General features: G+C 73.8%; 19 protein-coding genes. 13 read left to right on the top strand and 6 right to left on the bottom strand.

The window, feature by feature from the left end:
• Positions 1-162: 162 nt before the first annotated feature.
• The 4 genes from ACWGKU_RS17425 to ACWGKU_RS17410 all read left to right on the top strand — a co-directional run bounded on the left by ACWGKU_RS17425 (position 163) and on the right by ACWGKU_RS17410 (position 3971).
• A complete protein-coding gene (locus ACWGKU_RS17425; RefSeq protein ID WP_359909934.1) occupies positions 163-1002 on the top strand; it encodes a putative RNA methyltransferase in 840 nt (279 codons plus the stop codon).
• A 145-nt stretch (positions 1003-1147) separates the two neighbouring features.
• Complete coding sequence (locus ACWGKU_RS17420) at positions 1148-2635, top strand: AAA family ATPase (protein WP_452179552.1); 1488 nt, start codon at positions 1148-1150, stop codon at positions 2633-2635.
• A gap of 8 nt (positions 2636-2643) precedes the next feature.
• Positions 2644-3084 (top strand): nucleotide pyrophosphohydrolase, encoded by a 441-nt coding sequence (locus tag ACWGKU_RS17415; protein ID WP_452179553.1) that lies wholly within the window; start codon positions 2644-2646, stop codon positions 3082-3084.
• 167 nt (positions 3085-3251) lie between these two features.
• Entirely contained in the window at positions 3252-3971 is a 720-nt protein-coding gene (locus tag ACWGKU_RS17410; protein ID WP_452179551.1) for a DUF6099 family protein, read from the top strand.
• Here the strand turns inward: ACWGKU_RS17410 and ACWGKU_RS17405 are convergent.
• On the bottom strand, positions 3917-4153 hold the full coding sequence (locus ACWGKU_RS17405; RefSeq protein WP_380546594.1) for a hypothetical protein: 237 nt from the start codon (positions 4151-4153) through the stop codon (positions 3917-3919). The genes ACWGKU_RS17410 and ACWGKU_RS17405 overlap by 55 nt on opposite strands.
• 465 nt (positions 4154-4618) lie before the next feature.
• Between ACWGKU_RS17405 and helR the strand changes: the two genes are divergently transcribed.
• Positions 4619-6775 (top strand): RNA polymerase recycling motor ATPase HelR, encoded by a 2157-nt coding sequence (gene helR, locus ACWGKU_RS17400; protein WP_401048974.1) that lies wholly within the window; start codon positions 4619-4621, stop codon positions 6773-6775.
• Positions 6776-6893: 118 nt separating this feature from the next.
• Positions 6894-7193 carry a DUF6087 family protein gene (locus tag ACWGKU_RS17395; RefSeq protein WP_452179550.1) on the top strand — a complete coding sequence of 100 codons (300 nt, stop codon included), beginning with the start codon at positions 6894-6896 and terminating at the stop codon, positions 7191-7193.
• Between the two features lie 169 nt (positions 7194-7362).
• Here ACWGKU_RS17395 and dapD read toward each other — a convergent pair whose 3' ends face one another.
• On the bottom strand, positions 7363-8367 hold the full coding sequence (gene dapD / locus ACWGKU_RS17390; RefSeq protein ID WP_401048978.1) for a 2,3,4,5-tetrahydropyridine-2,6-dicarboxylate N-succinyltransferase: 1005 nt from the start codon (positions 8365-8367) through the stop codon (positions 7363-7365).
• Between the two features lie 141 nt (positions 8368-8508).
• On the opposite strand from dapD, the gene ACWGKU_RS17385 reads away from it, so the two are divergent.
• The 3 genes from ACWGKU_RS17385 to argF all read left to right on the top strand — a co-directional run bounded on the left by ACWGKU_RS17385 (position 8509) and on the right by argF (position 13906).
• Positions 8509-10068 (top strand): 3' terminal RNA ribose 2'-O-methyltransferase Hen1, encoded by a 1560-nt coding sequence (locus ACWGKU_RS17385; RefSeq protein WP_452179549.1) that lies wholly within the window; start codon positions 8509-8511, stop codon positions 10066-10068.
• Entirely contained in the window at positions 10065-12782 is a 2718-nt protein-coding gene (locus tag ACWGKU_RS17380) for a polynucleotide kinase-phosphatase (protein WP_452179548.1), read from the top strand. Before ACWGKU_RS17385 ends, ACWGKU_RS17380 begins: the two co-directional genes overlap by 4 nt.
• 122 nt (positions 12783-12904) lie before the next feature.
• Entirely contained in the window at positions 12905-13906 is a 1002-nt protein-coding gene (gene argF, locus ACWGKU_RS17375) for an ornithine carbamoyltransferase (RefSeq protein ID WP_452179547.1), read from the top strand.
• Positions 13907-14000: 94 nt separating this feature from the next.
• On the opposite strand, the gene ACWGKU_RS17370 is transcribed toward argF, so the two are convergent.
• The 3 genes from ACWGKU_RS17370 to ACWGKU_RS17360 form a co-directional block, all read right to left on the bottom strand.
• Complete coding sequence (locus tag ACWGKU_RS17370) at positions 14001-14534, bottom strand: superoxide dismutase family protein (RefSeq protein ID WP_452179546.1); 534 nt, start codon at positions 14532-14534, stop codon at positions 14001-14003.
• 82 nt (positions 14535-14616) lie between these two features.
• On the bottom strand, positions 14617-15018 hold the full coding sequence (locus tag ACWGKU_RS17365) for a type II toxin-antitoxin system VapC family toxin (protein ID WP_380353518.1): 402 nt from the start codon (positions 15016-15018) through the stop codon (positions 14617-14619).
• Between the two features lie 226 nt (positions 15019-15244).
• Positions 15245-15592, bottom strand: coding sequence for a hypothetical protein (locus ACWGKU_RS17360; RefSeq protein WP_452179545.1), 348 nt, complete (start codon positions 15590-15592; stop codon positions 15245-15247).
• 30 nt (positions 15593-15622) lie between these two features.
• Between ACWGKU_RS17360 and ACWGKU_RS17355 the strand changes: the two genes are divergently transcribed.
• The 4 genes from ACWGKU_RS17355 (at position 15623) to ACWGKU_RS17340 (ending at position 21178) form a co-directional block, all read left to right on the top strand.
• Positions 15623-16687, top strand: a complete 1065-nt coding sequence (locus ACWGKU_RS17355) for a hypothetical protein (protein WP_452179544.1) — start codon at positions 15623-15625, stop codon at positions 16685-16687.
• The gene (locus tag ACWGKU_RS17350; RefSeq protein ID WP_359909976.1) at positions 16684-16839 is read left to right on the top strand and encodes a hypothetical protein; all 156 of its coding nucleotides are present in this window, start codon (positions 16684-16686) and stop codon (positions 16837-16839) included. Before ACWGKU_RS17355 ends, ACWGKU_RS17350 begins: the two co-directional genes overlap by 4 nt.
• A 183-nt stretch (positions 16840-17022) precedes the next feature.
• Positions 17023-19668, top strand: a complete 2646-nt coding sequence (acnA, locus tag ACWGKU_RS17345; protein WP_380546611.1) for an aconitate hydratase AcnA — start codon at positions 17023-17025, stop codon at positions 19666-19668.
• Between the two features lie 202 nt (positions 19669-19870).
• The gene (locus ACWGKU_RS17340; protein WP_380546613.1) at positions 19871-21178 is read left to right on the top strand and encodes a glycoside hydrolase family 18 protein; all 1308 of its coding nucleotides are present in this window, start codon (positions 19871-19873) and stop codon (positions 21176-21178) included.
• A 168-nt stretch (positions 21179-21346) separates the two neighbouring features.
• Here the strand turns inward: ACWGKU_RS17340 and pepN are convergent, their stop codons facing one another.
• The gene (pepN, locus tag ACWGKU_RS17335) at positions 21347-23941 is read right to left on the bottom strand and encodes an aminopeptidase N (RefSeq protein WP_452179543.1); all 2595 of its coding nucleotides are present in this window, start codon (positions 23939-23941) and stop codon (positions 21347-21349) included.
• Between the last annotated feature and the right edge of the window lie 72 nt (positions 23942-24013).

Genomic DNA, 24013 nt, shown 5'->3' with positions numbered 1-24013 from the left:
GGCCGGGGCGTGGGCCCGTCGGCGCTGGGCCGGGGTGGCGGCCCGGGGCGCGGGTCCGTCGGCGCTGGGCCGGGGTGGCGGCCCGGGGCGCGGGTCCGTCGGGGTCGTTAGGCTGGCTGGCGCCCCGACCGGCCGGGGCGTACGGCGAGAGAAGACGGAACCTTGCTCCAGGACATCGAGCGCTACCTGGCCTGCCCGCACTGCGCGCAGGCCCTCACCCGGCACGACCGCAGCCTGCGCTGCCCGGCCGGGCACAGCTTCGACCTCGCCAAGCAGGGCTACGTCAGCCTCCTCGCCGGCGACGCCCACACCGGCACCGGGGACACCGCCGAGATGGTCGCGGCCCGCGCGGACTTCCTCGCCGCCGGGCACTACCGGCCGATCGCCGAGGCGCTGGCGCGGGCGGCCTCCGCCGTCGTCGCCGGTGAGCCCGGCGGGCTGGTCGCCGACCTCGGCGCCGGTACCGGTCACTACCTGGCGCACGTCCTGGACGCCCTGCCCGGCACGGTCGGCGCGGCCCTGGACATCTCCAAGTTCGCGCTGCGCCGCGCCGCCAAGGCGCACCCCCGGATCGGCGCCGTGGTGTGCGACGCCTGGCGCCCGCTGCCGCTGCGGGACGCCTCGGCCGAGCTGATGCTCAACGTGTTCGCCCCGCGCAACGGGCCCGAGATCCGCCGGGTGCTGCGCCCCGGCGGCACCTTGCTGCTGGTCTCGCCGACCGCCCGCCACCTGCGCGAACTCGTCGACGCACTGGGCCTGTTGTCGGTGGACGAGGAGAAGCAGCGGCGGATCGACGAGAAGCTCGGACCGTACCTGGAGCCCGCCGGGCGGCGGGAGGTCGAGTTCACCCTGCGGCTCGGCCCGCAGGACGTGCGCACCGTCGTCGGCATGGGGCCGAGCGCCTGGCACACCGATCCGGAGCGGCTCGGTGCCGCGCTCGCGGAGCTGCCGGAGCCGGTCGAGGTGACGGCCTCGGTGACGGTGGCCGCGTACCGGCGCTGAGCGCCACGTTGGGATGAATCTGCCGCGCAGGCACGTTTCTTCCGTTCGGCCTGCGGCTAACGTCCGACAGGTGAACCGCGACGCCACCAGGCCCGCAGGGCCGTCCCACCTCCGAACGGGCGCCCCACGGCCCGACCGGCCGCCCGTGCCGCGCCCCACCGTCGAGGAGCTCCGGCTCACCTCGTTCAAGTCCTACCGGCGCGCGGTGCTGCCGCTCGCGCCCCTCACCGTGCTGCACGGGCCCGCCGGGGTCGGCAAGTCCAACGCCCTCGACGCGCTGGCCGTGCTCTCCCGGCTCGCCCTCGGCGAGGAGATCGCCGACTCGCTGGACGGGCTGCCCGACCGCACCGGTCCGCTCGCCGAGCCCGTCCGCGGAGGCCTGGACGGGTGTGTGCCGCACGGGCGGGACGCGATCATCCTCGGCTGCACCGTCCGCTCGCCGCACGGCCTGATCCGGCTCGACGTGGTGATCCGCACCGACGGCCCGGTCCGGATCGCCCGGGAGTCGCTCACCCTCGACGGCCGGACCCTGATGGACACCGGGGAGCAGGACGTCCGCAACCGGCGGGTCAACGTCTGCTGGCACAACGACACCCGCCAGGGCGACATCCGGGCGCCGTTCCCCAGCGGGACGATGATCACCGCGCAGCTGCCGCTGCGGGTCGCGGGCTCGTCGGCCGGCGAGTGCCTCGTCCTCGCCGCCACCGAGGACCTGCTCACGGCGCTGCGCGAGGTCTTCCCGCTGCACCCCGTCCCCGCACTGATGCGCGGCTGGGCCCGGGCCGACCCGCAGGCCCGGCTGCGCGGCAACGCCGCCAACATCTCCGCCGTCGTGGCCCGGCTGAGCAACGAGTGCCCGCGCCGGTACGGGCAGCTGCTGCGCGCGGTGCAGTCCGCCGCGCCGCACCCGCTGCTCGGGCTCACCCTGGCCGAGCGGGAGAGCGCGGGCGTGCGGAAGGTCCTCGCCGTCTTCGACGAGGGCGTCCTCGGGCGCACCGGGGCCGACCAGGCCTCCGACGGCATGCTGCGCCACCTCGCCTTCGCCGCGGTGCTGCTGACCGGGGCCGGGGTGCTCGACCTCGACGTGGCCGCCGAGGTGCCCTGGGCGCACCGGCAGCTCACCGTGCTGGCCGAGGACCTGGGCGCGGGGCTCTCCGCGGAGCAGGCCGCCACGCTGCTGCGGCTGGCCCGGGACATGGCGGAGCGCCGCCAGCTGCGCGTGGTCGCGGCCCTGCAGGAGCCGGCGGCGGCGCGGGAGGTGCTGGGCGGCACGCCCGGGGGCGGGATGGTGCTGGTGGAGTGCCGGCGGGATCCCGACTCGGGGTTCACGGTGCTGCGGACGGAGACGGTGCGGGTGCCGGTCCAGGGCGGGCGCGGGGAGGCGGCCGGGGAGGCCGGGGGTGGGGCCGACGAGGGGGCCGCGGCGGGCGCGGGCCGGTCGGCGGCGGGGTTGACGGAGGGGCCGGCGGAGCCGTCGGCGAGGTCATCGGCAGGGGCACCGGCGGGGGCGTCGGCGGGGGCGTCGGCGGGGCAGGAGGGGCCGGCCGGGCTCGCGGGAGCTCCGGCCGGCAGCGGGGCGTTTCCGGTGGACGGTGGGGCGGCGGGTCTTGATGCGGTAGACCTGGAGGGGTGAGCGAACGAGTGACGGGGCCGGCGGAGCCCACCGTCGAGGCCTTGCGGCAGCGGCTGGTGGACTTCGCGGCGGCCCGGCGGTGGGAGCCCTTCCACACCCCGAAGAACCTGGCGGCGGCGCTGAGCGTGGAGGCGGGGGAGCTGCTGGAGATCTTCCAGTGGCTGACGCCCGAGCAGGCCGGCGCGGTGATGTCCGACCCGGACCGCGCGCACCGGGTGCACGACGAGGTCGCGGACGTGCTGGCGTACCTGCTGCAGTTCTGCACCGCGGTCGGGGTGGATCCGCTGGAGGCCCTGGCGGCCAAGATCGAGCGGAACGAACTCCGCTTCCCGGCGCCGGAGGACGCGGTCGACAGCGGTGAACACGCGGTCGCCGACGGTGTAAACGCGGTCGGCGCCGGTGAAAATGTGCTCGGCGTCAACTCAGACGTGGGCGACCAACCCTTGTGAGGGAAGGAATTCATCCACAGCCCCCGACTTTTCCACAGCTTCTGACACCGTGGATGCGCGTCCGCGCTCTTCCTCGCACGCTTTCGCCGTGACCAGCCGTCGCCCCTCGGACCGCCCCTCCCGGCGGCCCGGGTCGACGGCGACAGCGAGCGAGGGGAGCGGTGGCCATGGAGGCGCTGCGACTGATCAAGACGGCCCGGCACGCCCTGGCCGAGGCCAGGCACGTACCGGACGTGCTGGCCGAGGCGCGGCAGGCCGCGCTGCTCACCGAGGCGGTGGGCGCCAGGCTGGCGGAGTCGGAGGACGAGGAGCTGACCGGGCTGGGGCAGCAACTGTCCGAGGCCGGGGCGCACGCGGCGGTCTGCCTGGACCGCTCCGTCGTCCGGGCCGCCCTGGTGAGCGGAGGCCGGGCGGCGCGGCTCACCGAGCTGGGGGACTTGGCGCCGGCCCTGGGGGCGCTGGACGGATTGCTCCGGGACGTCGGCGAGACGCTGGTGGTGCTCGCCTGCGGGGCGGACACCGAGAGCCTCTACTGGACGTGCATCGACGGTGTGGACGCGGTGTCGGAGTGCAAGGACCTCACCGTACGGCTGCGTGAGGCGGCGGTCCGGGCCGGGGAGGCGCAGCCCGCGGCGCTCGGTGGGGCCGAGCGGGAGCGGGAGCAGGTCGGCGGCGGGGCGCCGTTACTGGTGGTCCGGCTCGGCCCGCCGGGCGACACCGGTCCGTCGGGCGGTGGAGGTGGAGGTGGCGGTGCCGCGAGCCGCAGTGGCTCGCCCTCCGGCGGCGGCCCGCCCGGTGAGGGCGGGCCGGCCGAGGAGGAACCGGTGGGGGGCTACCGGGTGCCCTGCGTGTCCGAGGTCCCGGAGGTGTCCGTGCCGGTCGGATAGGCGGTGGAGTCGGCGTTCCCGGGGACGGAGCCCTGGAGTTCGGCGAGGTCCGCGGAGACGGAGGCGAGCAGTTCCTGCATCTGCTCCAGCAGGCTCTTGGGGCTGGCGGGTCCGGCCGAGGTGCCGTCGGCCGAGCCCGTCGGGCTGCTCGGGAACTGCGGCGTGGCAGATGGTTCGGACATGACGGGACCTCTTCGCATCGGTGGTGCGGTGTGGAGCGGCCGACGGTGGCTCGGACCGCACGGCGGGAGGCGGCAGTCGCCCGCCACCGGGGCACCCACCCCCGCCGTAGCACCCAACGAACCGCTCCGGACGCCGTCACCCGGACACCACCCGATGCGGTCCAACTCCGCTGCGGGGTAAGCCTCCCGGGTGAGCCGGGGTTGCCGTCGCGGTGCCGCCTCGGCTAGGCGCGGAACGGCCCCGGGCGCGTTGCGGAGCGGGCCCCGGGCGTCGCGGAGCGGGGATGCGATCGGTGATGCGGAGCGCGGCGTGGTCGACATGCCCGGAAAGGAGCCGGGGATGAACCGGGACGACCCGGGGGAGAACCCACCCCTTGCCACTCTCAACGTATAGCGCACGGGGGGTCTTGCGGCAAGGCCCCCGTGCTGGCGCACAATCGCAGGCCTCAGATCGGAGCTGATGCCATGAACAGCCGGACCACCAGTGCGTTCGACCTTCCCGCCCGCCTCGCCGCCAAGGCCGACCCGGCACTGATCGGCGAGGACGAGCGGCACTTCGCGGCCGTCGCGGAGAGCCTGGAAGAGGCGATCACTGGCCTGTCCGACCGCCTCGACGCGCTGCGCCGGGCGCCGGGCGGCCTCGGCCGGGAGGCGATGGACCGGGACATCGAGGTGCACAGGCTGACCGGTCGGTTGCGCGCCCTGCGCCGCTTCGGCCTGGACCTGTGCCTCGGCCGGGTCGTCCTCGCCGACGACCCGGAGCCGGTGTACATCGGGCGGCTCGGCCTCACCGACAGCGCGGGCCGACGGCTGCTGGTCGACTGGCGCTCGCCCGCGGCCGAGCCGTTCTTCGGGGCCACCCACGCCGATCCGATGGGCCTGGTGAGCCGGCGCCGGTACCGCTGGACCGGTGGCCGGATCGCCGACTACTGGGACGAGGTGTTCACCGCCGAGGCCCTGGAGGGGCACGCCGCGCTGGACGACCAGTCCGCCTTCATCGCCGGCCTGGGCGGCGGCCGGTCGGCCCGGATGCGGGACGTGCTGGCCACCATCCAGGCCGACCAGGACGCCATCATCCGGGCCGGCTCCCGGGGCGCCCTGGTGGTGGACGGCGGCCCGGGCACCGGCAAGACGGTCGTCGCCCTGCACCGCTCCGCGTACCTGCTCTACTCCGACCCCCGGCTCGGCCACCGGCGGGGCGGGGTGCTGTTCGTCGGCCCGCACCAGCCCTACCTGGCCTACGTCGCCGACGTCCTGCCGAGCCTCGGCGAGGAGGGGGTGCGCACCTGCACCGTGCGGGACCTCGTCGCCGAAGGGGCGAAGGCCGGGGCCGAGACCGACCCGGAGGCGGCCCGGCTGAAGTCCTCGGCCGACATGGTGAGGGCGATCGAGAAGGCCGTCCGGTTCTACGAGGAGCCGCCCACCGAGGGGCTGGAGGTCACCACCCACTGGGCCGACCTCTGGCTGAGCGCCGAGGACTGGTCCGACGCGTTCGACGCGCCGGACCCGGGCACCCCGCACAACGAGGCCCGCGAGCAGATCTGGGAGGAGCTGGCCACGATCCTGATGCACAAGCTGGACGAGGACGAGGGGGTCTCGCCCGAGCTGTTCCGCCGGTCGCTGCGGCAGGACCGGGAGCTGGTCGAGACGCTCAACCGGGCCTGGCCGCTGCTCGACGCGGCCGAGCTGGTCGGCGACCTCTGGTCGGTGCCCGCCTACCTGCGGATGTGCGCGCCCTGGCTCGCACCCGAGGACGTCCGCAGGCTCCAGCGCAAGGACGCGCCCCAGGCCTGGACGGTGTCCGACCTGCCGCTCCTGGACGCGGCCCGGCAGCGGCTGGGCGATCCGGAGGCGGACCGGCGTCGGCGTCGGCGGGAGGCCGCGGCCGCCGCCGAGCGCGCGCGGATGGCCGACGTCATCGGCGACCTGCTGCGGGCCGACGACGACGGCGAGGGCGCGGTGACGATGCTGCGCGGCCGCGACCTCCAGGACACCCTGGTCGACGAGACGGCCCTGCCCGTCGCCGACCCGGAACCGCTCGCCGGGCCGTTCGCGCACATCGTGGTGGACGAGGCCCAGGAGCTGACCGACGCCGAGTGGCAGATGCTGCTGCTGCGCTGCCCGTCCCGGAGCTTCACCATCGTCGGGGACCGGGCGCAGGCCAGGCACGGTTTCACGGAGTCCTGGCAGGAGCGATTGGAGCGGATCGGGCTCGACCGGACCACGGTGGCCTCGCTGAGCATCAACTACCGGACACCGGAGGAGGTCATGGCCGAGGCCGAGCCCGCGATCCGGGCCGCGCTGCCGGACGCCAACGTGCCGACCTCCGTCCGCAGCAGCGGCATCCCCGTCGTGCACGGGTCGGTGGCGGAGCTGGACGCCGTCCTGGACGGCTGGCTCGCCGAGCATGCCGAGGGGATCGCCTGTGTGATCGGCGCCCCCGGGTTCGAGGCGCGGCCGCGGGTCCGGTCGCTGACCCCGGAGCTGTCCAAGGGACTTGAGTTCGACCTGGTCGTCCTGGTCGATCCGGAGGCGTTCGGCGGTGGGGTCGAGGGCGCGGTCGACCGCTATGTCGCGATGACCAGGGCGACCCAGCGGCTGGTGGTCCTCAGGAGTGCGTGAGCCGGCGGCGGCGAAGGGAGCGGGTTGCGGAAGGAGGGAGCGGACGGGCCGAAAAGCGCATCGCCCGGTCGGGTGACGCGAGTGTCGGGCGACGGCTGAGGGGGGCCAGACTGGGGCGATGGACGAGGAGGAACCGCTGGCGTCGTGGGCGGCCAGGCGGGAGCAACAGCTGCGGCCGGTCGGGCAGTTGCGGGTCCTACGGCTGATGGACGGGCGGCCGCGGGGCGCCCATGTGGCGCCGGGCGAACCGAGGCTGATCGTGCGCTGGGACGGCTACCAGTGGCTGCCGGAGACGGGGGCCGAGGACTATGCCGCCGCTCAGCGGATCCTCCACGGCATCGAGGGCGGCGGCGCACCGCGGCCCGGGCGCTCGGTGCGGCGGCCGAGGAAGGCGCCGGGGCGCCACCGCAAGCCCTGAGGTCCGCACGGGTGGGCCGCTCCACCCGCGCCCGGATCCCACCCGCGCCCGGATCCCACTCGCGCCCGGACGCCGGGATGGGAGTGGACCCCGAGGCGCGAGCGGCCCGGGGACGCGAGCGGGGCCCGGCGCCGCCCGGCGCCGGACCCCGACAGTCGCTGCCCGCAGGTCAGTTGTGGGCGTGCAGGTCGGCGTTCAGGCCGCCCCAGGAGCCGGAGCGGGCGATGACCTCGACCGCGCCGCTCTGCGAGTTGCGGCGGAACAGCAGGTTGTCCTGGCCGGACAGCTCGACGGCCTTGGCCACCGTGCCGTTCGGGGTGGTGACCCGGGTGCCGGCGGTCACGTACAGGCCGGCCTCGACCACGCAGTCGCTGCCGAGCGAGATGCCGATGCCCGCGTTGGCGCCGAGCAGGCAGCGCTCGCCGACCGAGACGACCTGCTTGCCGCCGCCGGACAGGGTGCCCATGATCGAGGCGCCGCCGCCGATGTCGCTGTGGTCGCCGACGACGACGCCCGCGCTGATCCGGCCCTCGACCATGGAGGTGCCCAGGGTGCCGGCGTTGAAGTTGACGAAGCCCTCGTGCATCACGGTGGTGCCGACGGCCAGGTGCGCGCCGAGCCGGACGCGGTCGGCGTGGGCGATGCGCACACCGGTCGGGGCGACGTAGTCGGTCATCCGCGGGAACTTGTCGATCCCGTACACGGCCAGCTGGCCGCCCTGGGCGCGCACGGCCAGGCGGGCCTGCTCGACCTTGTCCACCGGGACGGGGCCGATGCTGGTCCACGCGACGTTGGCCAGCAGGCCGAAGACGCCGTCCAGGTTCTGGCCGTGCGGCTTGACCAGACGGTGGCTGAGCAGGTGCAGCCGCAGGTAGACGTCGTGGGTGTCGAGCGGCTTCTCGTCCAGCGAGGCGATGGTGGTGCGCACGGCGACCACCTCGACGCCACGGCGCGCGTCGGCGCGCAGCGCCTCGGCCGCGCCGGCGCCGAGCTCGGCCTCGGCCTGCTCGGCGGTCAGGCGGACGGTGCCGGCCGGGCCGGGCTCGGCGGCCAGCACGGGGGCGGGGAACCAGGTGTCGAGGACGGTGCCGTCGGCGGCGATGGTGGCCAGACCGGCGGCCACGGCGCCGTTCGCCGGGGAGGTGGATTCGAGCGAGGTGGATTCAGCAGTCACACCGTGCACGTTAACCAATGCGGGGCCCCGGTGCCGAACACGCCCGCCGGGCGGACACGCCCGTCGGACCTGCTGGTCGGCGGTCCGCGGGGCGGGAAAACCCGGTGCTCGCCGCGCCGGCGCTGGGCAATACTTCAGCGGGTGTTCATGTCGATCTCCACCACCGGCAGCGCCGAGGACCCGGCCGCGGACCTCGGGTTCCTGCTGCACAAGCACCCCGACAAGGTCCAGCGGTTCACCACGTCGCACGGCGAGGCCCACGTCTTCTACCCCGAGGCGGGGGACGAGGTCTGCACCGCGGCGCTGCTGCTGGACATCGACCCGATCGCACTGGTCCGCAAGGGCCGGGGCGACGGCAGAGGGCGCGGCGGCTCGCCCGACTTCGCGCTCTCCCAGTACGTCAACGACCGCCCGTACGCGGCGTCCTCGCTGCTCGCGGTGGCGCTGCGGACGGTGTTCCGGTCCGCGATGAAGGGCGCCTGCCCGGCCCGGCCCGAACTGCCCGGGCGGGCCCGTCCGCTGCGCATCGACCTGCCCGCCGTGCCCGCCAACGGCGCGGGTGAGGGCGGCGGCCCGGCCCTGGTGGTCCGGCTGTTCGAACCGCTGGGCTGGCAGGTCGAGGCGACGGCGATCCCGCTGGACGAGTCGTTCCCCGAGTGGGGCGAGTCCCGCTACGTGCGGGTCGCGCTCTCCTCCGGAACGGTACGGCTCGCCGACGCGCTCCAGCAGCTGTACGTGCTGCTGCCGGTACTGGACGGTGCCAAGCACTACTGGGTCGCCCCGGACGAGGTGGACAAGCTGCTCGCCGCCGGTCAGGGCTGGCTGGCGGCCCACCCGGAGCGCGCCCTGATCACCCGCCGCTACCTGGCCCGGCGCTGGTCGCTGACCCGGGCCGCGATGGAGCGCCTGGAGCTGGCCCGGCTGGCGGAGGCCGACGACCGCGAGGTCGAGGAGATCGACAACGCGGTCGACGACCGGCCCGAGGAGGAGGTCGGGCCCGGGGAGGAGGTCGGGCCCGGGGAGGAGGTCGGGCCCGGGGAGGAGGTCGGCGAGCAGCCGGAGCCCCGGCAGCCCTCCCTCGCCGAGCGGCGCCGCGCCGCGATCCTCACCGCGCTGCGTGAGAGCGGTGCCGCCCGTGTCGCCGATCTCGGTTGCGGCCAGGGCGAGTTGATCGGCGAGCTGCTCAAGGACCCCCGGTTCACCGGGATCCTCGGCGTGGACGTCTCCGTCCGGGCAGTGCGGGCGGCGAGTCGTAAGCTGGGCCTGGAGCGGTTGTCGGAGCGTCAGGCGGCCCGGGTGGCGCTGGCACAGGGAGCGCTCACCTACACCGACGCCCGGCTCAAGGGCTTCGACGCGGCGGTGCTGTGCGAGGTGATCGAGCACCTGGACCTGCCGCGGCTGCCCGCGCTGGAGTACGCGGTGTTCGGCGCCGCCAGGCCGAGGACGGTCGTGGTCACCACGCCGAACGCCGAGTACAACGTCCGCTGGGAGAGCCTGCCGGCGGGCGCCGTCCGGCACGCCGACCACCGCTTCGAGTGGTCCCGGGCCGAGTTCCGCGCCTGGGCCGGGAAGGTCGCCGCCGCGTACGGCTACACCGTGGAGCTGCGCCCGGTCGGTCCGGAGGACGAGCAGGTCGGCGCCCCGACCCAGCTGGCCCTGTTCACCACGACCACGACGCCCGAAGGAGGCGAGCCCCGATGACCGATGACACGACCGACACCCCTGGCGACGACCAGGGCCAGGACCACGCGGAGAGCACCACCCCCCGCCGCCTCCCCGTCACCGACGTCTCCCTCGTCGTCCTGATCGGCACCAGCGGCGCGGGCAAGTCCACCTTCGCCCGTCGCCACTTCCTGCCCACCCAGGTGATCTCCTCCGACTTCTGCCGGGGCCTGGTCGCCGACGACGAGAACGACCAGTCCGCCTCCGCCGAGGCCTTCGACGTCCTGCACTACATCGTCGGCAAGCGACTGGCGGCCGGCCGGCTGACCGTCGTGGACGCCACGAACGTCCAGCCCGAGGCCCGCCGTCAGCTGGTCGCGATCGCCCGCGAGCACGACGTGCTGCCGATCGCGATCGTCCTGGACGTCCCGCCGGGGGTGTGCGCCGAGCGCAACCGCTCCCGCCCGGACCGTCGGCTGCCGGCCCACGTGATCCCCCGCCAGCACCGCGAGCTGCGCCGTTCCCTCCGGGGCCTGGAGCGCGAGGGCTTCCGAAAGGTGCACGTCCTGCGTGGCGAGGCCGAGGTGGCGGCGGCCGGGGTCGAGCTGGAGAAGCGCTACAACGACCTGCGCCACCTCACCGGCCCGTTCGACATCGTCGGCGACATCCACGGCTGCCGCTCCGAGCTGGAGACCCTGCTGACCAGGCTCGGCTACACCCTCACCCGGGACGCCGAGGGCCGCCCGGTGGACGCCGCGCACCCCGCGGGCCGCACCGCCGTCTTCGTCGGCGACCTGGTCGACCGTGGCCCGGACACCCCGGGCGTGCTGCGCCTGGTGATGGGCATGGTGGCGGCCGGCCACGCGCTCTGCGTGCCGGGCAACCACGAGAACAAGCTCGGCCGGGCGCTGGACGGCAAGAAGGTCAACGTCGCCTACGGCCTCCAGGAGTCGCTGGACCAGTTGGCCGGGGAGAGCGAGGAGTTCCGGGCCGAGGCCCGCGCGTTCATGCGCGGCCTGGTCAGTCACTACCTGCTGGACGGCGGCGCCCTGGTGGTCTGCCACGCCGGCCTGCCGGAGAGGTACCACGGCCGCAACTCCGGCCGGGTCCGCTCGCACGCGCTGTACGGGGAGACCACCGGCGAGACCGACGAGTACGGCCTGCCGGTGCGCTACCCGTGGGCGGAGGAGTACCGGGGCCGGGCGCTGGTGGTCTACGGCCACACCCCGGTGCCGTCGGCGAGCTTCGTCAACAACACCGTCTGCCTGGACACCGGCTGCGTCTTCGGCGGCAGTCTGACCGCGCTGCGCTACCCGGAACGCGAGCTGGTGAGTGTCGAGGCCGAGCGTGAGTGGTACGCCCCGGTCCGCCCGCTGATCACCGACGCGCCGGGCGCCCGCGAGGGCCGTCCGCTGGACCTCGCCGACGTGGCCGGGCGCCGGACCGTCGAGACCGGGCTGCACGGGCGGGTGGCCGTCCGGGAGGAGAACGCGGCCGCCGCGCTGGAGGTGATGAGCCGCTTCGCGCTGGACCCGCGGCTGCTCGCCTACCTGCCGCCGACGATGGCGCCGAGCGCCACCTCCCGCCGGGAGGGCTACCTGGAGCACCCGGAGGAGGCGTTCCTCGGCTACCGGGCGGACGGCGTGCGGCACCTGGTCTGCGAGGAGAAGCACATGGGCTCGCGCGCGGTGCTGCTGGTCGCCCGGGACGGGGCCGCGCTGGAGCGCCGCTTCGGCGTGGCCGGCCCCGGCGCGATCTGGACCCGGACCGGCCGTGCCTTCCTCGCCGACGAGGAGTTGACCGGCGCCGTGCTCGACCGGGTCCGGGCGGCCGCCGAGCGTTCCGGGCTGTTCGAGGAGCTGGCCACCGACTGGCTGCTGCTGGACGCCGAGCTGATGCCCTGGTCGCTGAAGGCGGTGGAGCTGTTGCGCCGCCAGTACGCGGCGGTCGGCGCGGCGGCGGGCGCGGCCCTGCCGGAGGTGCTGTCCGCGCTGGAGCGGGCGGCCGGGCGCGGCCTGGACCTGGCCGGTCTGACCGCCCGCCAGCGGCAGCGCGCGGCCGACGCGCGGGCGTTCACCGAGGCGTACCGGCGCTACTGCTGGCCGACCGAGGGCCTGTCGGGCATCCGGCTCGCGCCGTTCCAGCTGCTCGCGGCCGAGGGGGCGAACCTCGCGGTGCGCCCGCACGACGAGCACCTGGCGTGGATCGACCGCCTGGTGGCCGCCGACGCGTCCGACGGGCCTGGCGCGCCCGACTCCGTCGACGGCACGGAGCACCAGGAGCACCAGGAGCACCAGGAGCGCCCGGAGCGCCCGGAGCCCCGGAAGGAGCCGGTGCTGCACCGCACCCGCCGGATCCTGGTGGACACCGAGGACGAGGCCTCGACGGCCGCCGCCACCGCCTGGTGGGAGGAGCTGACCGCGGCGGGTGGTGAGGGCATGGTGGTCAAGCCGCTGGCCTCGCTGGTGCGCACCGCGCGCGGCGAGGGCCGGCCGGGCGGCCTGGTGCAGCCCGGCGTGAAGGTGCGCGGCCGGGAGTACCTGCGGATCATCTACGGTCCGGACTACACCGAGCACCTCGACCGGCTGCGCCTGCGCGCGCTGGGCCACAAGCGCTCGCTGGCGCTGCGCGAGTACGCGCTGGGCCTGGAGGCGCTGGACCGGCTGGCGGCGGGGGAGCCGCTGTGGCGGGTGCACGAGCCGGTCTTCGCGGTGCTCGCGCTGGAGTCGGAGCCGGTCGACCCGCGGCTGTGAGGGCGGTGCCGGAGAGGGGAGCCCCCGTGGGCTCCCCTTCTCCGGCCCGCCTCTGTATAGAAATTCCGAGCATCGTATAGACTTGCTGCTTTCCCGTAGCCCCGTCACCCCAGGAGCCCGGCATGGCCTTCAACCTCCGGAACAGGCACTTCCTCAAGGAGCTCGACTTCACGCCCCAGGAGTTCCGCTTCCTGGTGGACCTCGCCGCCACGCTCAAGGCGGCGAAGTGCGCGGGCACCGAGCAGCCCCGGCTGCGCGGCAAGAACATCGCGCTGATCTTCGAGAAGACCTCCACCCGTACCCGCTGCGCCTTCGAGGTCGCCGCCCACGACCAGGGCGCCACCACCACCTACCTGGACCCCGCGGGCTCGCAGATCGGCCACAAGGAGTCCATCAAGGACACCGCGCGGGTGCTCGGCCGGATGTTCGACGGCATCGAGTACCGCGGCCACGGCCAGGAGGTCGTCGAGGAGCTGGCCGAGTACGCCGGCGTCCCGGTCTGGAACGGTCTGACCGACGAGTGGCACCCCACCCAGATGCTGGCCGACGTGCTCACCGTCACCGAGCACACCGCCAAGCCGCTGTCCGAGGTCGCCCTCGCCTACCTCGGCGACGCCCGCTCCAACATGGGCAACTCGCTGCTGGTCACCGGCGCCCTGCTCGGCATGGACATCCGGATCGTCGCCCCGCGCGCGCTCTGGCCCACCGAGGAGGTGCAGGAGTCGGCACAGGCCCTGGCCGGGACGACCGGCGCCCGGATCACCCTGACCGAGGACGTGGCCGAGGGCGTGGCCGGCGCCGACTTCCTCTACACCGACGTCTGGGTCTCGATGGGCGAGCCCAAGGAGGTCTGGGCCGAGCGGATCGAGCTGCTCAAGCCGTACCAGGTCTCCATGGACACCGTCCGGGCCACCGGCAACCCGGACGTGAAGTTCCTGCACTGCCTGCCCGCCTTCCACGACCTCGGCACGGTCGTCGGGCGGCAGATGCACGAGGCGACCGGCATGACCGAGCTGGAGTGCACCGACGAGCTGTTCGAGTCGGCGCACTCCATCGTGTTCGACCAGGCCGAGAACCGGCTGCACACCATCAAGGCGGTGCTGGTCGCCACTCTCGGCTCCTGACCGGCCCCGACCCGGCCCCGACCCGGCCCTGACCGGCCCGGAGGCCGCGGAGGTCGCGGAAGCCGCCGGGCCGGGGCCGGCTCGGCGCCCGGCCTCAGTCGTCCAGCTTGACGCAGGCCACCCGGTCGCCCGCCGCGTGCGGGCCGGCCGGGGTGCCCGCGTGCAGCACCAGCGAGCGGGCCTCGCCCGGCCGTGGCTGCCAGGCCACCGCGGTGGTGGCACTGCCCCCGCCCCGCCCGTCGGTGCGCAGCACCAACCGCAGTTCGTTGCGCTCGTTGGCGTACACCGGGTCGCTGGACGGCTGCACCGGGTCGACCTCGTCCTGGTAGTGCGGCCCGGAGGAGGCCGGGTCGGCCCCGCAGCCGCCGGTGTGCAGGTGCACCGGGAACTCGTGGTCGGGGGCGAGCCCGGAGGCCGTCAGGGTGAGCACCGTGCGTCCGGGCATCGAGCGGTCGGTGACGATCCGAACGTGCGAGCCGTACGGCACCAGGTCGCTCGCGTAGCTGATGGCGGCCGGCGGGACGAAGGCGGTGGCCGGGTCGAAGTCGGCCTCGACGACGGAGACCGGCGAGGTGGCGGGGACGAGCAGGGCCAGTGGCAGCAGGGCGGCGGCGAGCGGAGCGGTCATCGGGACGGGGCCTTCCACGGGCGGGGCGGGGGTCGCCCTGCTAACGCGGCCGGGGCTCCGAGGACACCCGGCCCGTGGCGGCTCAGTCGCGCCGGATCCCCCGGATCTCGCAGCGCGGCCCGCTGGCCCGCATCAGCCGCAGGTCGGCGGTGACCAGCGGCACCCCGTACCGCTCGGCGACCGCGACGTACGCGGCGTCGTCCGGGGTGAGGTTGTCCTTGAGCTCCCAGATCCGGCCGAGCAGCGGCGCCACCTCGACCTTGCGGATCGTCACCGCCGCGAGTTCTCCGGTGAGTTCGGCGACCCGCTCGGCGGTCAGTTCCTTGGCCAGGTAGAGCCCGCGCAGCGACTGCATCACCTCGATGACGATGTGCTCGGGCGCCACCCATTCGCCGCCGGAGGCGAGTTCCGCGCGGGCCCGGATCCCGCGCGGGCCCTGGTCGGCTAGCGCCAGTACCAGCGCGGATGCGTCCACCACGATCATCTGTCGGCCCCTGCCCGTTTCCGCACGTCGAGTCACCGGCCACGGTACCGGGGCGGCCCGGGGGCGCGTCCCGCGGATCCCTGCCGCCCCCTCGCGCCCCGTGACGAGGTGGGCGCCCCGCCTGCCGTGCCTGCCGTGCCTGCCGCGCCCGCCCCGCACGGCCGGACGCCGGGGCCCGGAAGCCGCGTCACGGGCGGGGCGGGGCGGGGCGGGGGCGGGGCGGCGGTCAGGGCAGGATCAGCAGTCCGGCCAGCAGCGAGGCGGCGTTGGCGGTGCCGGCGGCGAGCCAGGGCAGCGGGTCGCGCGGGCGGAGCCCGGCGAGCGGGCCCAGCAGCAGCGCCTCGACGGCGCAGACCGCGGCCTCGCCGAGCGTGAAGCTCGTCCAGTACGCTGCCGCCGGCCCGTCGGTCCAGTGCCGGAGGGTCCACCAGAGCAGCGGGTGCGTCACCAGGTTGACCAGGACGGCGGCCGCGGCCGCCCGCCCGGGTCGGACCCGCCCCACGCGGACGAGGGCGGCGGTGTAGACGGGCGTCTCGGTCAGCAGGGTGAGGGCGAGGGCCACCGGATAGCGCACGGCGGGGATCGTGCCACGGAGAGGGGGAGCATGGCGACCACGAGCGCGGGCGCGACCACCGGCACCCCCGGCACCCCCGGCGCCACCAGCGCCCCCGGCGCCGCAGGCGCCGAGGGAACCGCCTGGCCCGCGCCCGGCCCGGCCGCCCGGCCCGGCGTCGCGCCGTTCGCGGGCTTCGCCCTGTCGGCCGTCCTCGCCCTGGCACTGGCGCTGCGGGCGCCGACCGGCCTGGCGGTGCTGGGCCTGGCCGTCTTCGGCCTGCTGCACAACGTGCTGGAGCTGCGTTACGTGGCCGGCCGCTTCGCCGCCGTGCTGACCGGCCCGCTGCTGCGGCTGCTGCTGGCGCTGGTGACCGGCATCGTGCTGTGCCGCCTGCTGCCGCCCTCGCGGGCCGCCCAGTCGGCGGAGGTCCTGCTCGCGTACGGCCTGCTGGCGGCGGCCTGCCGGTACGGGCTGCGCGGCCGTCCCCGGCTGCTGCTCGCGGGCGTGGTGCTGCTGGGGGTGGCCGGCGCGGCCTCGCTGGCGTTTCCCGCGTACCACTTCGTGGTGCTGGCCCATCTGCACAACGTGGTGCCGCTGCTGTTCCTGGCCGAGTGGTCGCGCCGGCTGGCGCGGGGCCGTGCGGCGTTCCTGGCGTTGCAGTCGGCCTGGGTGCTGCTGGTGCCGGCCCTGTTGTTGAGCGGTCTGCTGGACGGGCTGCTGTCCGAGCGCCCCGGTGGCTGGACGGACCGGCTGGCGGCGGCGTACACCCCGCCGGCCCTGCTGACGCCGCAGGCGGGGCTGCGCTTCCTGGCGGTGTTCGCCTTCCTCCAGTCGATGCACTACGTGGTCTGGGTGTGGTTCCTGCCGCGGTACGCGCCGGAGGCGGCGGAGCGCTTCGACGCCCGGGTGCCGGGGCTGCGCGGGGTGCGGGCCTGGGGGCTGGGCGCGGTCCTGGGGCTGCTGCTGGCCCTGTTGTTCGCGGTGGATTACGCCCGGGGCCGGTCGGTGTACGCCGCGTTGGCGAGCTACCACGCCTATCTGGAGTTCCCGGTGCTGCTGATGCTGGTTCTGGGCCCGGGAGCGAACCGGGCGCGAACGGAGGAGGAAGAGTGACGACGATCCGGCTGGCCGACATCGCCCCCTCGCCGACCGGCGGTTCCGGTGGTGAGCTTGTGGTGGTGCTGCTGGTGGCGGCGGCTGTCGTGGCGGGTGCGGTGTGGCTGATCAGGCTGGAGCGCAAGCGGCGCGGCCCGGACGACCGGTGAGCCACGGCATGCACTATGGTTTATCTCGACATCGAGATAACTGCCCCTTACGATATATCTCGACATCAAGATACTTGCCGAGAGGCGCTCGCCGGCGATGCGGGCAAGGTCAGCCTAAGTAAGGGTGACCTTACCACCGCGTGACGGCCGGATATCGCACGAAGCACCCAGAAGGAGTCAGTCGTGTCCGCGAACAGCTTCGACGCCCGCAGCTCGCTGCAGGTGGGCGACGAGTCGTACGAGATCTTCAAGCTCTCCGCCGTCGAGGGTTCCGAGCGGCTGCCGTACAGCCTCAAGGTGCTGCTGGAGAACCTGCTCCGCACGGAGGACGGCGCGAACATCACCGCCGACCACATCCGCGCCCTCGGCGCCTGGGACGAGAACGCCCAGCCGAGCCAGGAGATCCAGTTCACGCCGGCCCGCGTGATCATGCAGGACTTCACCGGCGTGCCGTGCGTGGTCGACCTCGCCACCATGCGCGAGGCCGTCAAGGAGCTGGGCGGCGACCCGGCCAAGATCAACCCGCTGGCCCCGGCCGAGCTGGTCATCGACCACTCGGTCATCGCCGACAAGTTCGGCACCAAGGACGCGTTCACCCAGAACGTCGAGATCGAGTACGGCCGCAACAAGGAGCGCTACCAGTTCCTGCGCTGGGGCCAGACCGCCTTCGACGAGTTCAAGGTCGTCCCGCCGGGCACCGGCATCGTCCACCAGGTGAACATCGAGCACCTGGCCCGCACCGTCATGGTCCGCGGCGGCCAGGCCTACCCGGACACCTGTGTCGGCACCGACTCGCACACCACCATGGTCAACGGCCTGGGCGTGCTGGGCTGGGGCGTCGGCGGCATCGAGGCCGAGGCCGCCATGCTCGGCCAGCCGGTCTCCATGCTGATCCCGCGCGTCGTCGGCTTCAAGCTGACCGGCGAGCTGCCGGCCGGCACCACCGCCACCGACCTGGTGCTCACCATCACCGAGATGCTGCGCAAGCACGGTGTGGTCGGCAAGTTCGTCGAGTTCTACGGCGACGGCATCGGCTCCATCCCGCTGGCCAACCGCGCCACCATCGGCAACATGTCGCCGGAGTTCGGCTCGACCTGCGCGATCTTCCCGATCGACGCCGAGACCATCAACTACCTGAAGCTCACCGGCCGCGACGAGCAGCAGCTCGCCCTGGTCGAGGCGTACGCCAAGGAGCAGGGTCTCTGGCACAACCCGTCGCACGAGCCGGTCTACTCCGAGTACCTGGAGCTGGACGTCTCGACCGTCGTCCCGTCGATCTCCGGCCCGAAGCGCCCGCAGGACCGCGTGATCCTGGCCGAGGCCGCCGAGCGGTTCGCCGAGGCGCTGCCGACCTACTCCGCCGAGGCCTCGAAGCCGACCGCCGTCACCGCCCCCGACGGCTCGTCCTACGAGATCGACAACGGCGCGGTCGTGATCGCCTCGATCACCTCCTGCACCAACACCTCCAACCCCTCCGTCATGCTGGGCGCCGCCCTGCTGGCGAAGAAGGCCGTGGAGAAGGGCCTGCGCGTCAAGCCCTGGGTCAAGACCACCCTGGCGCCCGGCTCCAAGGTCGTCATGGACTACTACGAGAAGGCCGGCCTGCTCCCGTACATGGAGAAGCTGGGCTTCAACCTGGTCGGCTACGGCTGCGTCACCTGCATCGGCAACTCGGGCCCGCTGCCCGAGGAGGTCTCGGCCGCCGTCAACGAGGCCGACCTCGCGGTCGTCTCGGTGCTCTCCGGCAACCGCAACTTCGAGGGCCGGATCAACCCGGACGTCAAGATGAACTACCTGGCCTCCCCGCCGCTGGTGGTCGCCTACGCCCTCGCCGGCAACATGAACATCGACATCACCAAGGACGCCCTGGGCCAGGACGCCGACGGCAACGACGTGTTCCTCGCCGACATCTGGCCGTCCGAGCAGGAGGTCGCCGACACCGTCGCCGGCTCCATCGACGAGGCCATGTTCGACAAGGGCTACCAGGACGTCTTCGCCGGTGACCACCGCTGGCAGTCGCTCCCGGTCCCGACCGGCAACACCTTCGAGTGGGACGCCGAGTCCACCTACGTCCGCAAGCCCCCGTACTTCGAGGGCATGGCCAAGACCCCGAGCCCGGTGACCGACATCGCCGGCGCCCGCGTCCTGGCCAAGCTGGGCGACTCGGTCACCACCGACCACATCTCCCCGGCCGGCAACATCAAGCCGGGCACCCCGGCGGCGCAGTACCTGACCGCCAACGGTGTCGAGAAGCGCGACTTCAACTCCTACGGTTCCCGTCGTGGCAACCACGAGGTGATGATCCGCGGCACCTTCGCCAACATCCGCCTGCGCAACCAGATCGCGCCGGGCACCGAGGGCGGCTACACCCGCGACTTCACCCAGGCCGACGCGCCGGTGTCGTTCATCTACGACGCCTCGCAGAACTACCAGGCCGCCGGCATCCCGCTGGTCGTCCTGGCCGGCAAGGAGTACGGCTCCGGTTCGTCCCGCGACTGGGCCGCCAAGGGCACCGCGCTGCTGGGCGTCAAGGCCGTCATCGCCGAGTCGTACGAGCGCATCCACCGCTCGAACCTGATCGGCATGGGCGTCCTGCCGCTGCAGTTCCCGGAGGGCGAGAACGCCGAGTCCCTCGGCCTGACCGGCGAGGAGACCTTCTCCTTCACCGGCGTGACCGAGCTCAACGAGGGCCGCACCCCGAAGACCGTCAAGGTCAAGGCCGGTGACGTCGAGTTCGACGCGGTCGTGCGCATCGACACCCCCGGTGAGGCGGACTACTACCGCAACGGCGGCATCCTGCAGTACGTGCTGCGCTCGCTCATCGGCTGACCGGGCTCATCGGCTGACCGGGCACGGCGGCCGAGTCCCGCACGGGCCCGAGGAGGGGCCGGACCGCACATCGCGGTCCGGCCCCTCTTTTGCATGCTGCACCGACCGGGCCCGCCCCCTTGTGCGGTGAACGGCAGATGGACTAAACCTCTCTCTCATCTGGTCCAGACCATTTGACGTCGCTTCAGAGAACAGGTCCGGTATGCCCACTCGCGCCTCAGCCCTGCTCGCCGCCGCCACCGTCGCCGCGCTGCTCGCCGCCCCCGCCACCGCCAACGCCGCCGACGGACGGCACGGCCCGAAGCTGAAGGGCCAGCGGGTCGGCTACTTCACCCAGTGGGGCGCCGACAGCTCCGCCAAGCGGGTCCAGGAGTCCGGCCAGGCGGCCAGGCTCACCGTCATCAACTACGCCTTCGGCAACGTCTCCGCCGAGGGCACCTGCTTCGAGAGCAACGAGGCCGGCCAGGGTGACGCCCACAACGACTACCAGCGCTCCTTCTCCGCGGCCGAGTCGGTGGACGGCGTGGCCGACGCCCCGGGCCAGAAGCTGAAGGGCCACTTCAACCAGCTGCGCAAGCTCAAGGCGAAGAACCCCCAGCTGCGCACGGTCGTCTCGCTGGGCGGCTGGAGCTGGTCCAAGTACTTCTCCGACGCGGCCGCCACCCCCGAGGCCCGCAAGAAGTTCGTCTCCTCCTGCATCGACCTCTACCTCAAGGGCGACGTGCCGGTCCTGGCCGGCTCCCCGGAGGGCGGCAAGGGCGCGGCCGCGGGCGTCTTCGACGGCATCGACGTCGACTGGGAGTACCCGGGCGGCGGCGGGGACGCGGGCAACGTGGTCCGGCCCGAGGACGGCCGCAACTTCACCCTGCTGATGCAGGAGTTCCGCGACCAGCTGGACGCCCTGAGCGGCAGGAAGGGCAAGCACTACCTGCTGACCGCCGCCGTGGCCGCCAACGAGACCGTCGCCGACCGGCTCGAACTGCCCCGGCTCAGCGAGTCGATGGACTGGCTGAACGTGATGACCTACGACCTGCACGGTCCGTGGGAGGGCAAGGGCCCGGCCAACCACCAGGCCAACCTGTACTCCGACCCGACCGACCCGGACCCGCGCCGGCGCAGCGCCGACACCGCCGTGACGCACTACCAGGAGCGTGGGATGCCCTCCGAGCAGCTCGTCCTCGGCGCCCCGCTGTACGGCCACGGCTGGACCGGCGTCGCCCCCGGCAAGCGCGGCGGCCTCTTCCAGAGCGCCACCGCGGCCGCGCCCGACCACTCGTACCAGGAGATCAACGCGCTGCCGGGCAAGGTCTACCTGGACCGTGACCACGGCGCGTCCTGGAAGTACGACGGCACCACCTTCTACAGCTACGACACCGCCGAGGTGCTCACCCAGAAGGCGCGGTACACGCGCTGGAACGACCTGGCCGGGGTGATGGTCTGGTCGCTGGACGGCGACGACGCCCAGGGCAGCGCGATCGCCGCGCTGGACCGCGGTCTGCGCCGCGACTGACCGCCCCGCATCCAGGGCCCGCCGCGGACGCACCCGCGGCGGGCCCCCGCTACGCCGTCGGCTGCGCGCGCGGACGTGTACCGTCCCGGCGAGCCGGCCGTGGCGGTGAAGGCCCTTTCGGCGTACGGCCGTTGCGGCGTACGGCCGGTCAGGCCCGGGGGCGGTCCGTCAGGCCCGGTCGCAGGCCTGCGCCCGCAGCGCGCGGGCCAGGTCGTCGCGGCGCTCCAGTACCAGACGGCGCAGCGCCGGCGCGGCCTGCGGGTGCCCGGCCAGCCAGGCGTCGGCCTCGGCCAGGGTCTGCTCGTCGGTCTGGGCGATCGGGAAGAAGCCGCCGACGATCCGCATCGCGATCTCGATGGTCCGGTCGGCCCAGATCCGCTCCAGCAGCTTGAAGTACGGCGCCGCGTAGAGGGCGCTCAGGTCGCGCTGGGAGGGGATCGAGAAGCCCGCGGTGTTGGCCTCGACCAGGGCGCTCGGCAGCTCGTCCGAGTCGATCACGGCCGACCAGGCGGCGGCCTTGGCCTCCGCGGTGGGCCGGGCGGCCAGGCACTGGGTGTGGTGCCGCTTGCCGCTCGCGGTGTTGTCGGCGGCCAGTTCGGCGGCCAGCTCCTCGTCGGCGGCCTGGCCGGAGGCGGCCAGCGCCAGCCACAGCGACCAGCGCAGGTCCTGGTCGACCTCCAGTCCGTCGATCCGGGCGCTGCCGGACAGCAGGCCGCGGACCAGGCCGAGGTGCTCGGCGCCGCCCGCGGTCTGGGCGAGGAAGCGGGCCCAGGCCAGCTGGTGGTCGCTGCCGGGGACGGCTTCGCGCAACTCGCGCAGGGCGCCGTCGGCGAGCAGCCGGCCGCCCTCGCCGCGCCAGGCCGGGTCCGCGTACAGGTCGACGGCGGTCTTGGCCTGGGCGTGCAGCGACTGGAGCACGCCGATGTTGCCCTCCTGGCCGGCGAACCGCAGCACCAGGGCGACGTAGTCGCGGGCGGGCATCAGGCCGTCCCGGGTGAGGTTCCAGACCGCGGACCAGGTCAGCGCCCGGGCCAGCTCGTCGCGGATGTCGCCGAGGCCGGCGCGCAGGTTCTCCAGCGACTCCTCGTCGAAGCGGATCTTGCAGTAGGTCAGGTCGTCGTCGTTGAGCAGCACCAGCGCCGGGCGGGGCAGGCCGGCGGCCTCGGCGACGACGGTCCGGGCGCCGGTGACGTCCAGTTCGATCCGCCCGGTGCGGACCAGGGCGCCGTCGGCGTCCCGGTCGTACAGGCCGACCGCGATCCGGTGGGGGCGCAGCACCTCGCCGTCCTGGAGCACCGCCAGCTCGGTGATCCGGCCCTCGGCGTCGGTGGTGACCTGCGGGGTGAGCGAGTTGACCCCGGAGGTCTGGAGCCAGGCGGCGGCCCAGGCCTTGAGGTCGCGGCCGCTGGTCTCCTCCAGTACCTCCAGCAGGTCGCCCAGCTCGGTGTTGCCGAAGGCGTGGCGCTTGAAGTAGCGGCGGGCGCCCTCGAAGAAGGCCTCGGACCCGACGTACGCCACCAGCTGCTTGAGGACGGAGGCGCCCTTGGCGTAGGTGATGCCGTCGAAGTTGAGCTTGGCGTCCTCCAGGTCCCGGATGTCCGCGGTGATCGGGTGGGTGGTGGGGAACTGGTCCTGCCGGTAGGCCCAGGCCTTGCGCTGGTTGGCGAAGGTGACCCAGGCGGAGGAGTAGCGGGTGCGGGCGCCGATCAGGCCGTAGGAGCCCATGAAGTCGGCGAAGGACTCCTTCAGCCACAGGTCGTCCCACCAGCGCATGGTGACCAGGTCGCCGAACCACATGTGCGCCATCTCGTGCAGGATGACGTTGGCCCGGCCCTCGTACGCGGCGTCGGTGACCTTCGAGCGGAAGACGAACTCCTCGCGGAAGGTGACGCAGCCGGGGTTCTCCATCGCGCCGATGTTGTACTCGGGAACGAAGGCCTGGTCGTACTTGCCGAACGGGTACGGGTAGTCGAACTCCTCGTGGAAGAAGTCGAGTCCGAGCTTGGTGACGCCGAGGATCTCGTCCGCGTCGAAGTACGGGGCCAGCGACTGGCGGCACATCGCGGAGAGCGGGATCTCCAGCGCGGTGCCGTCGGCCAGCTCGCGGCGGTAGTGGTCGCGGGCGACGTGGTACGGGCCGGCGACGACGGCGGTGAGGTAGGTGGAGATCGGCTTGGTCGGCGCGAACTCCCAGGTGCGGCCGCCGTCCTGCTCGGCGGCGTCCTGCCCGGTGCCGTCCTGCTCGGTGACCTTCTCGTGGGGGGCGTTGGACCACACGTTCCAGCCGGCCGGGGCGGTCACGGTGAAGGTGAACGGGGCCTTCAGGTCGGGCTGCTCGAAGTTCGCGAAAACCCGGCGGGCGTCGGCCGGCTCGTAGTGGGTGTAGAGGTAGGTCTCGCCGTCCACCGGGTCGACGAAGCGGTGCAGGCCCTCGCCGGTGCGGCTGTAGGCGCAGTCCGCCTCGACGGTCAGCACGTTCTCGGCGGCCAGGCCGTCGACGTGCACCCGGGCGCCGTCGTAGGCGGTGGCCGGGTCGAGGGCTCGGCCGTTCAGGGTGACCGAGCGGACGGCGGGGGCGAGAAGGTCGAGGAAGGTGCCGGCACCGGGCTGGGAGCAGCGGAAGGTGACGGTGGTGGTGGAGCGGAAGGTGCCGGCCGCCCGGTCAGGGGCCGAGGTCACGTCCAGCCGGACCCGGTAGCCGTCCACGGTCAGGATGCTGGCCCGCTGCTGCGCCTCGTCGCGGCTGAGGTTCTTGCCCGGCACGGCGGTACTCCTTTGTCCGGCTCGCACGGTGGTGCGCCTGTGGGTGGTGCGGTCTCGCGCGGGGTGTGCCCC

This window comes from Kitasatospora sp. NPDC054768, from assembly GCF_053612025.1.
Note: the sequence above shows the minus strand (reverse complement) of the source record. Positions and strands in the feature narration are given on the sequence as shown.

Bases quoted from the DNA above. Each gene is read 5' to 3' on its own strand.
- ACWGKU_RS17410 (WP_452179551.1), top strand. From the start codon at position 3,252: ATGGAGGCGCTGCGACTGATCAAGACGGCCCGGCACGCCCTGGCCGAG.
- ACWGKU_RS17405 (WP_380546594.1), bottom strand. From the start codon at position 4,153: ATGTCCGAACCATCTGCCACGCCGCAGTTCCCGAGCAGCCCGACGGGC.
- helR (WP_401048974.1), top strand. From the start codon at position 4,619: ATGAACAGCCGGACCACCAGTGCGTTCGACCTTCCCGCCCGCCTCGCC.
- ACWGKU_RS17395 (WP_452179550.1), top strand. From the start codon at position 6,894: ATGGACGAGGAGGAACCGCTGGCGTCGTGGGCGGCCAGGCGGGAGCAA.
- ACWGKU_RS17380 (WP_452179548.1), top strand. From the start codon at position 10,065: ATGACCGATGACACGACCGACACCCCTGGCGACGACCAGGGCCAGGAC.
- argF (WP_452179547.1), top strand. From the start codon at position 12,905: ATGGCCTTCAACCTCCGGAACAGGCACTTCCTCAAGGAGCTCGACTTC.
- ACWGKU_RS17370 (WP_452179546.1), bottom strand. From the start codon at position 14,534: ATGACCGCTCCGCTCGCCGCCGCCCTGCTGCCACTGGCCCTGCTCGTC.
- ACWGKU_RS17365 (WP_380353518.1), bottom strand. From the start codon at position 15,018: ATGATCGTGGTGGACGCATCCGCGCTGGTACTGGCGCTAGCCGACCAG.
- ACWGKU_RS17355 (WP_452179544.1), top strand. From the start codon at position 15,623: ATGGCGACCACGAGCGCGGGCGCGACCACCGGCACCCCCGGCACCCCC.
- ACWGKU_RS17340 (WP_380546613.1), top strand. From the start codon at position 19,871: ATGCCCACTCGCGCCTCAGCCCTGCTCGCCGCCGCCACCGTCGCCGCG.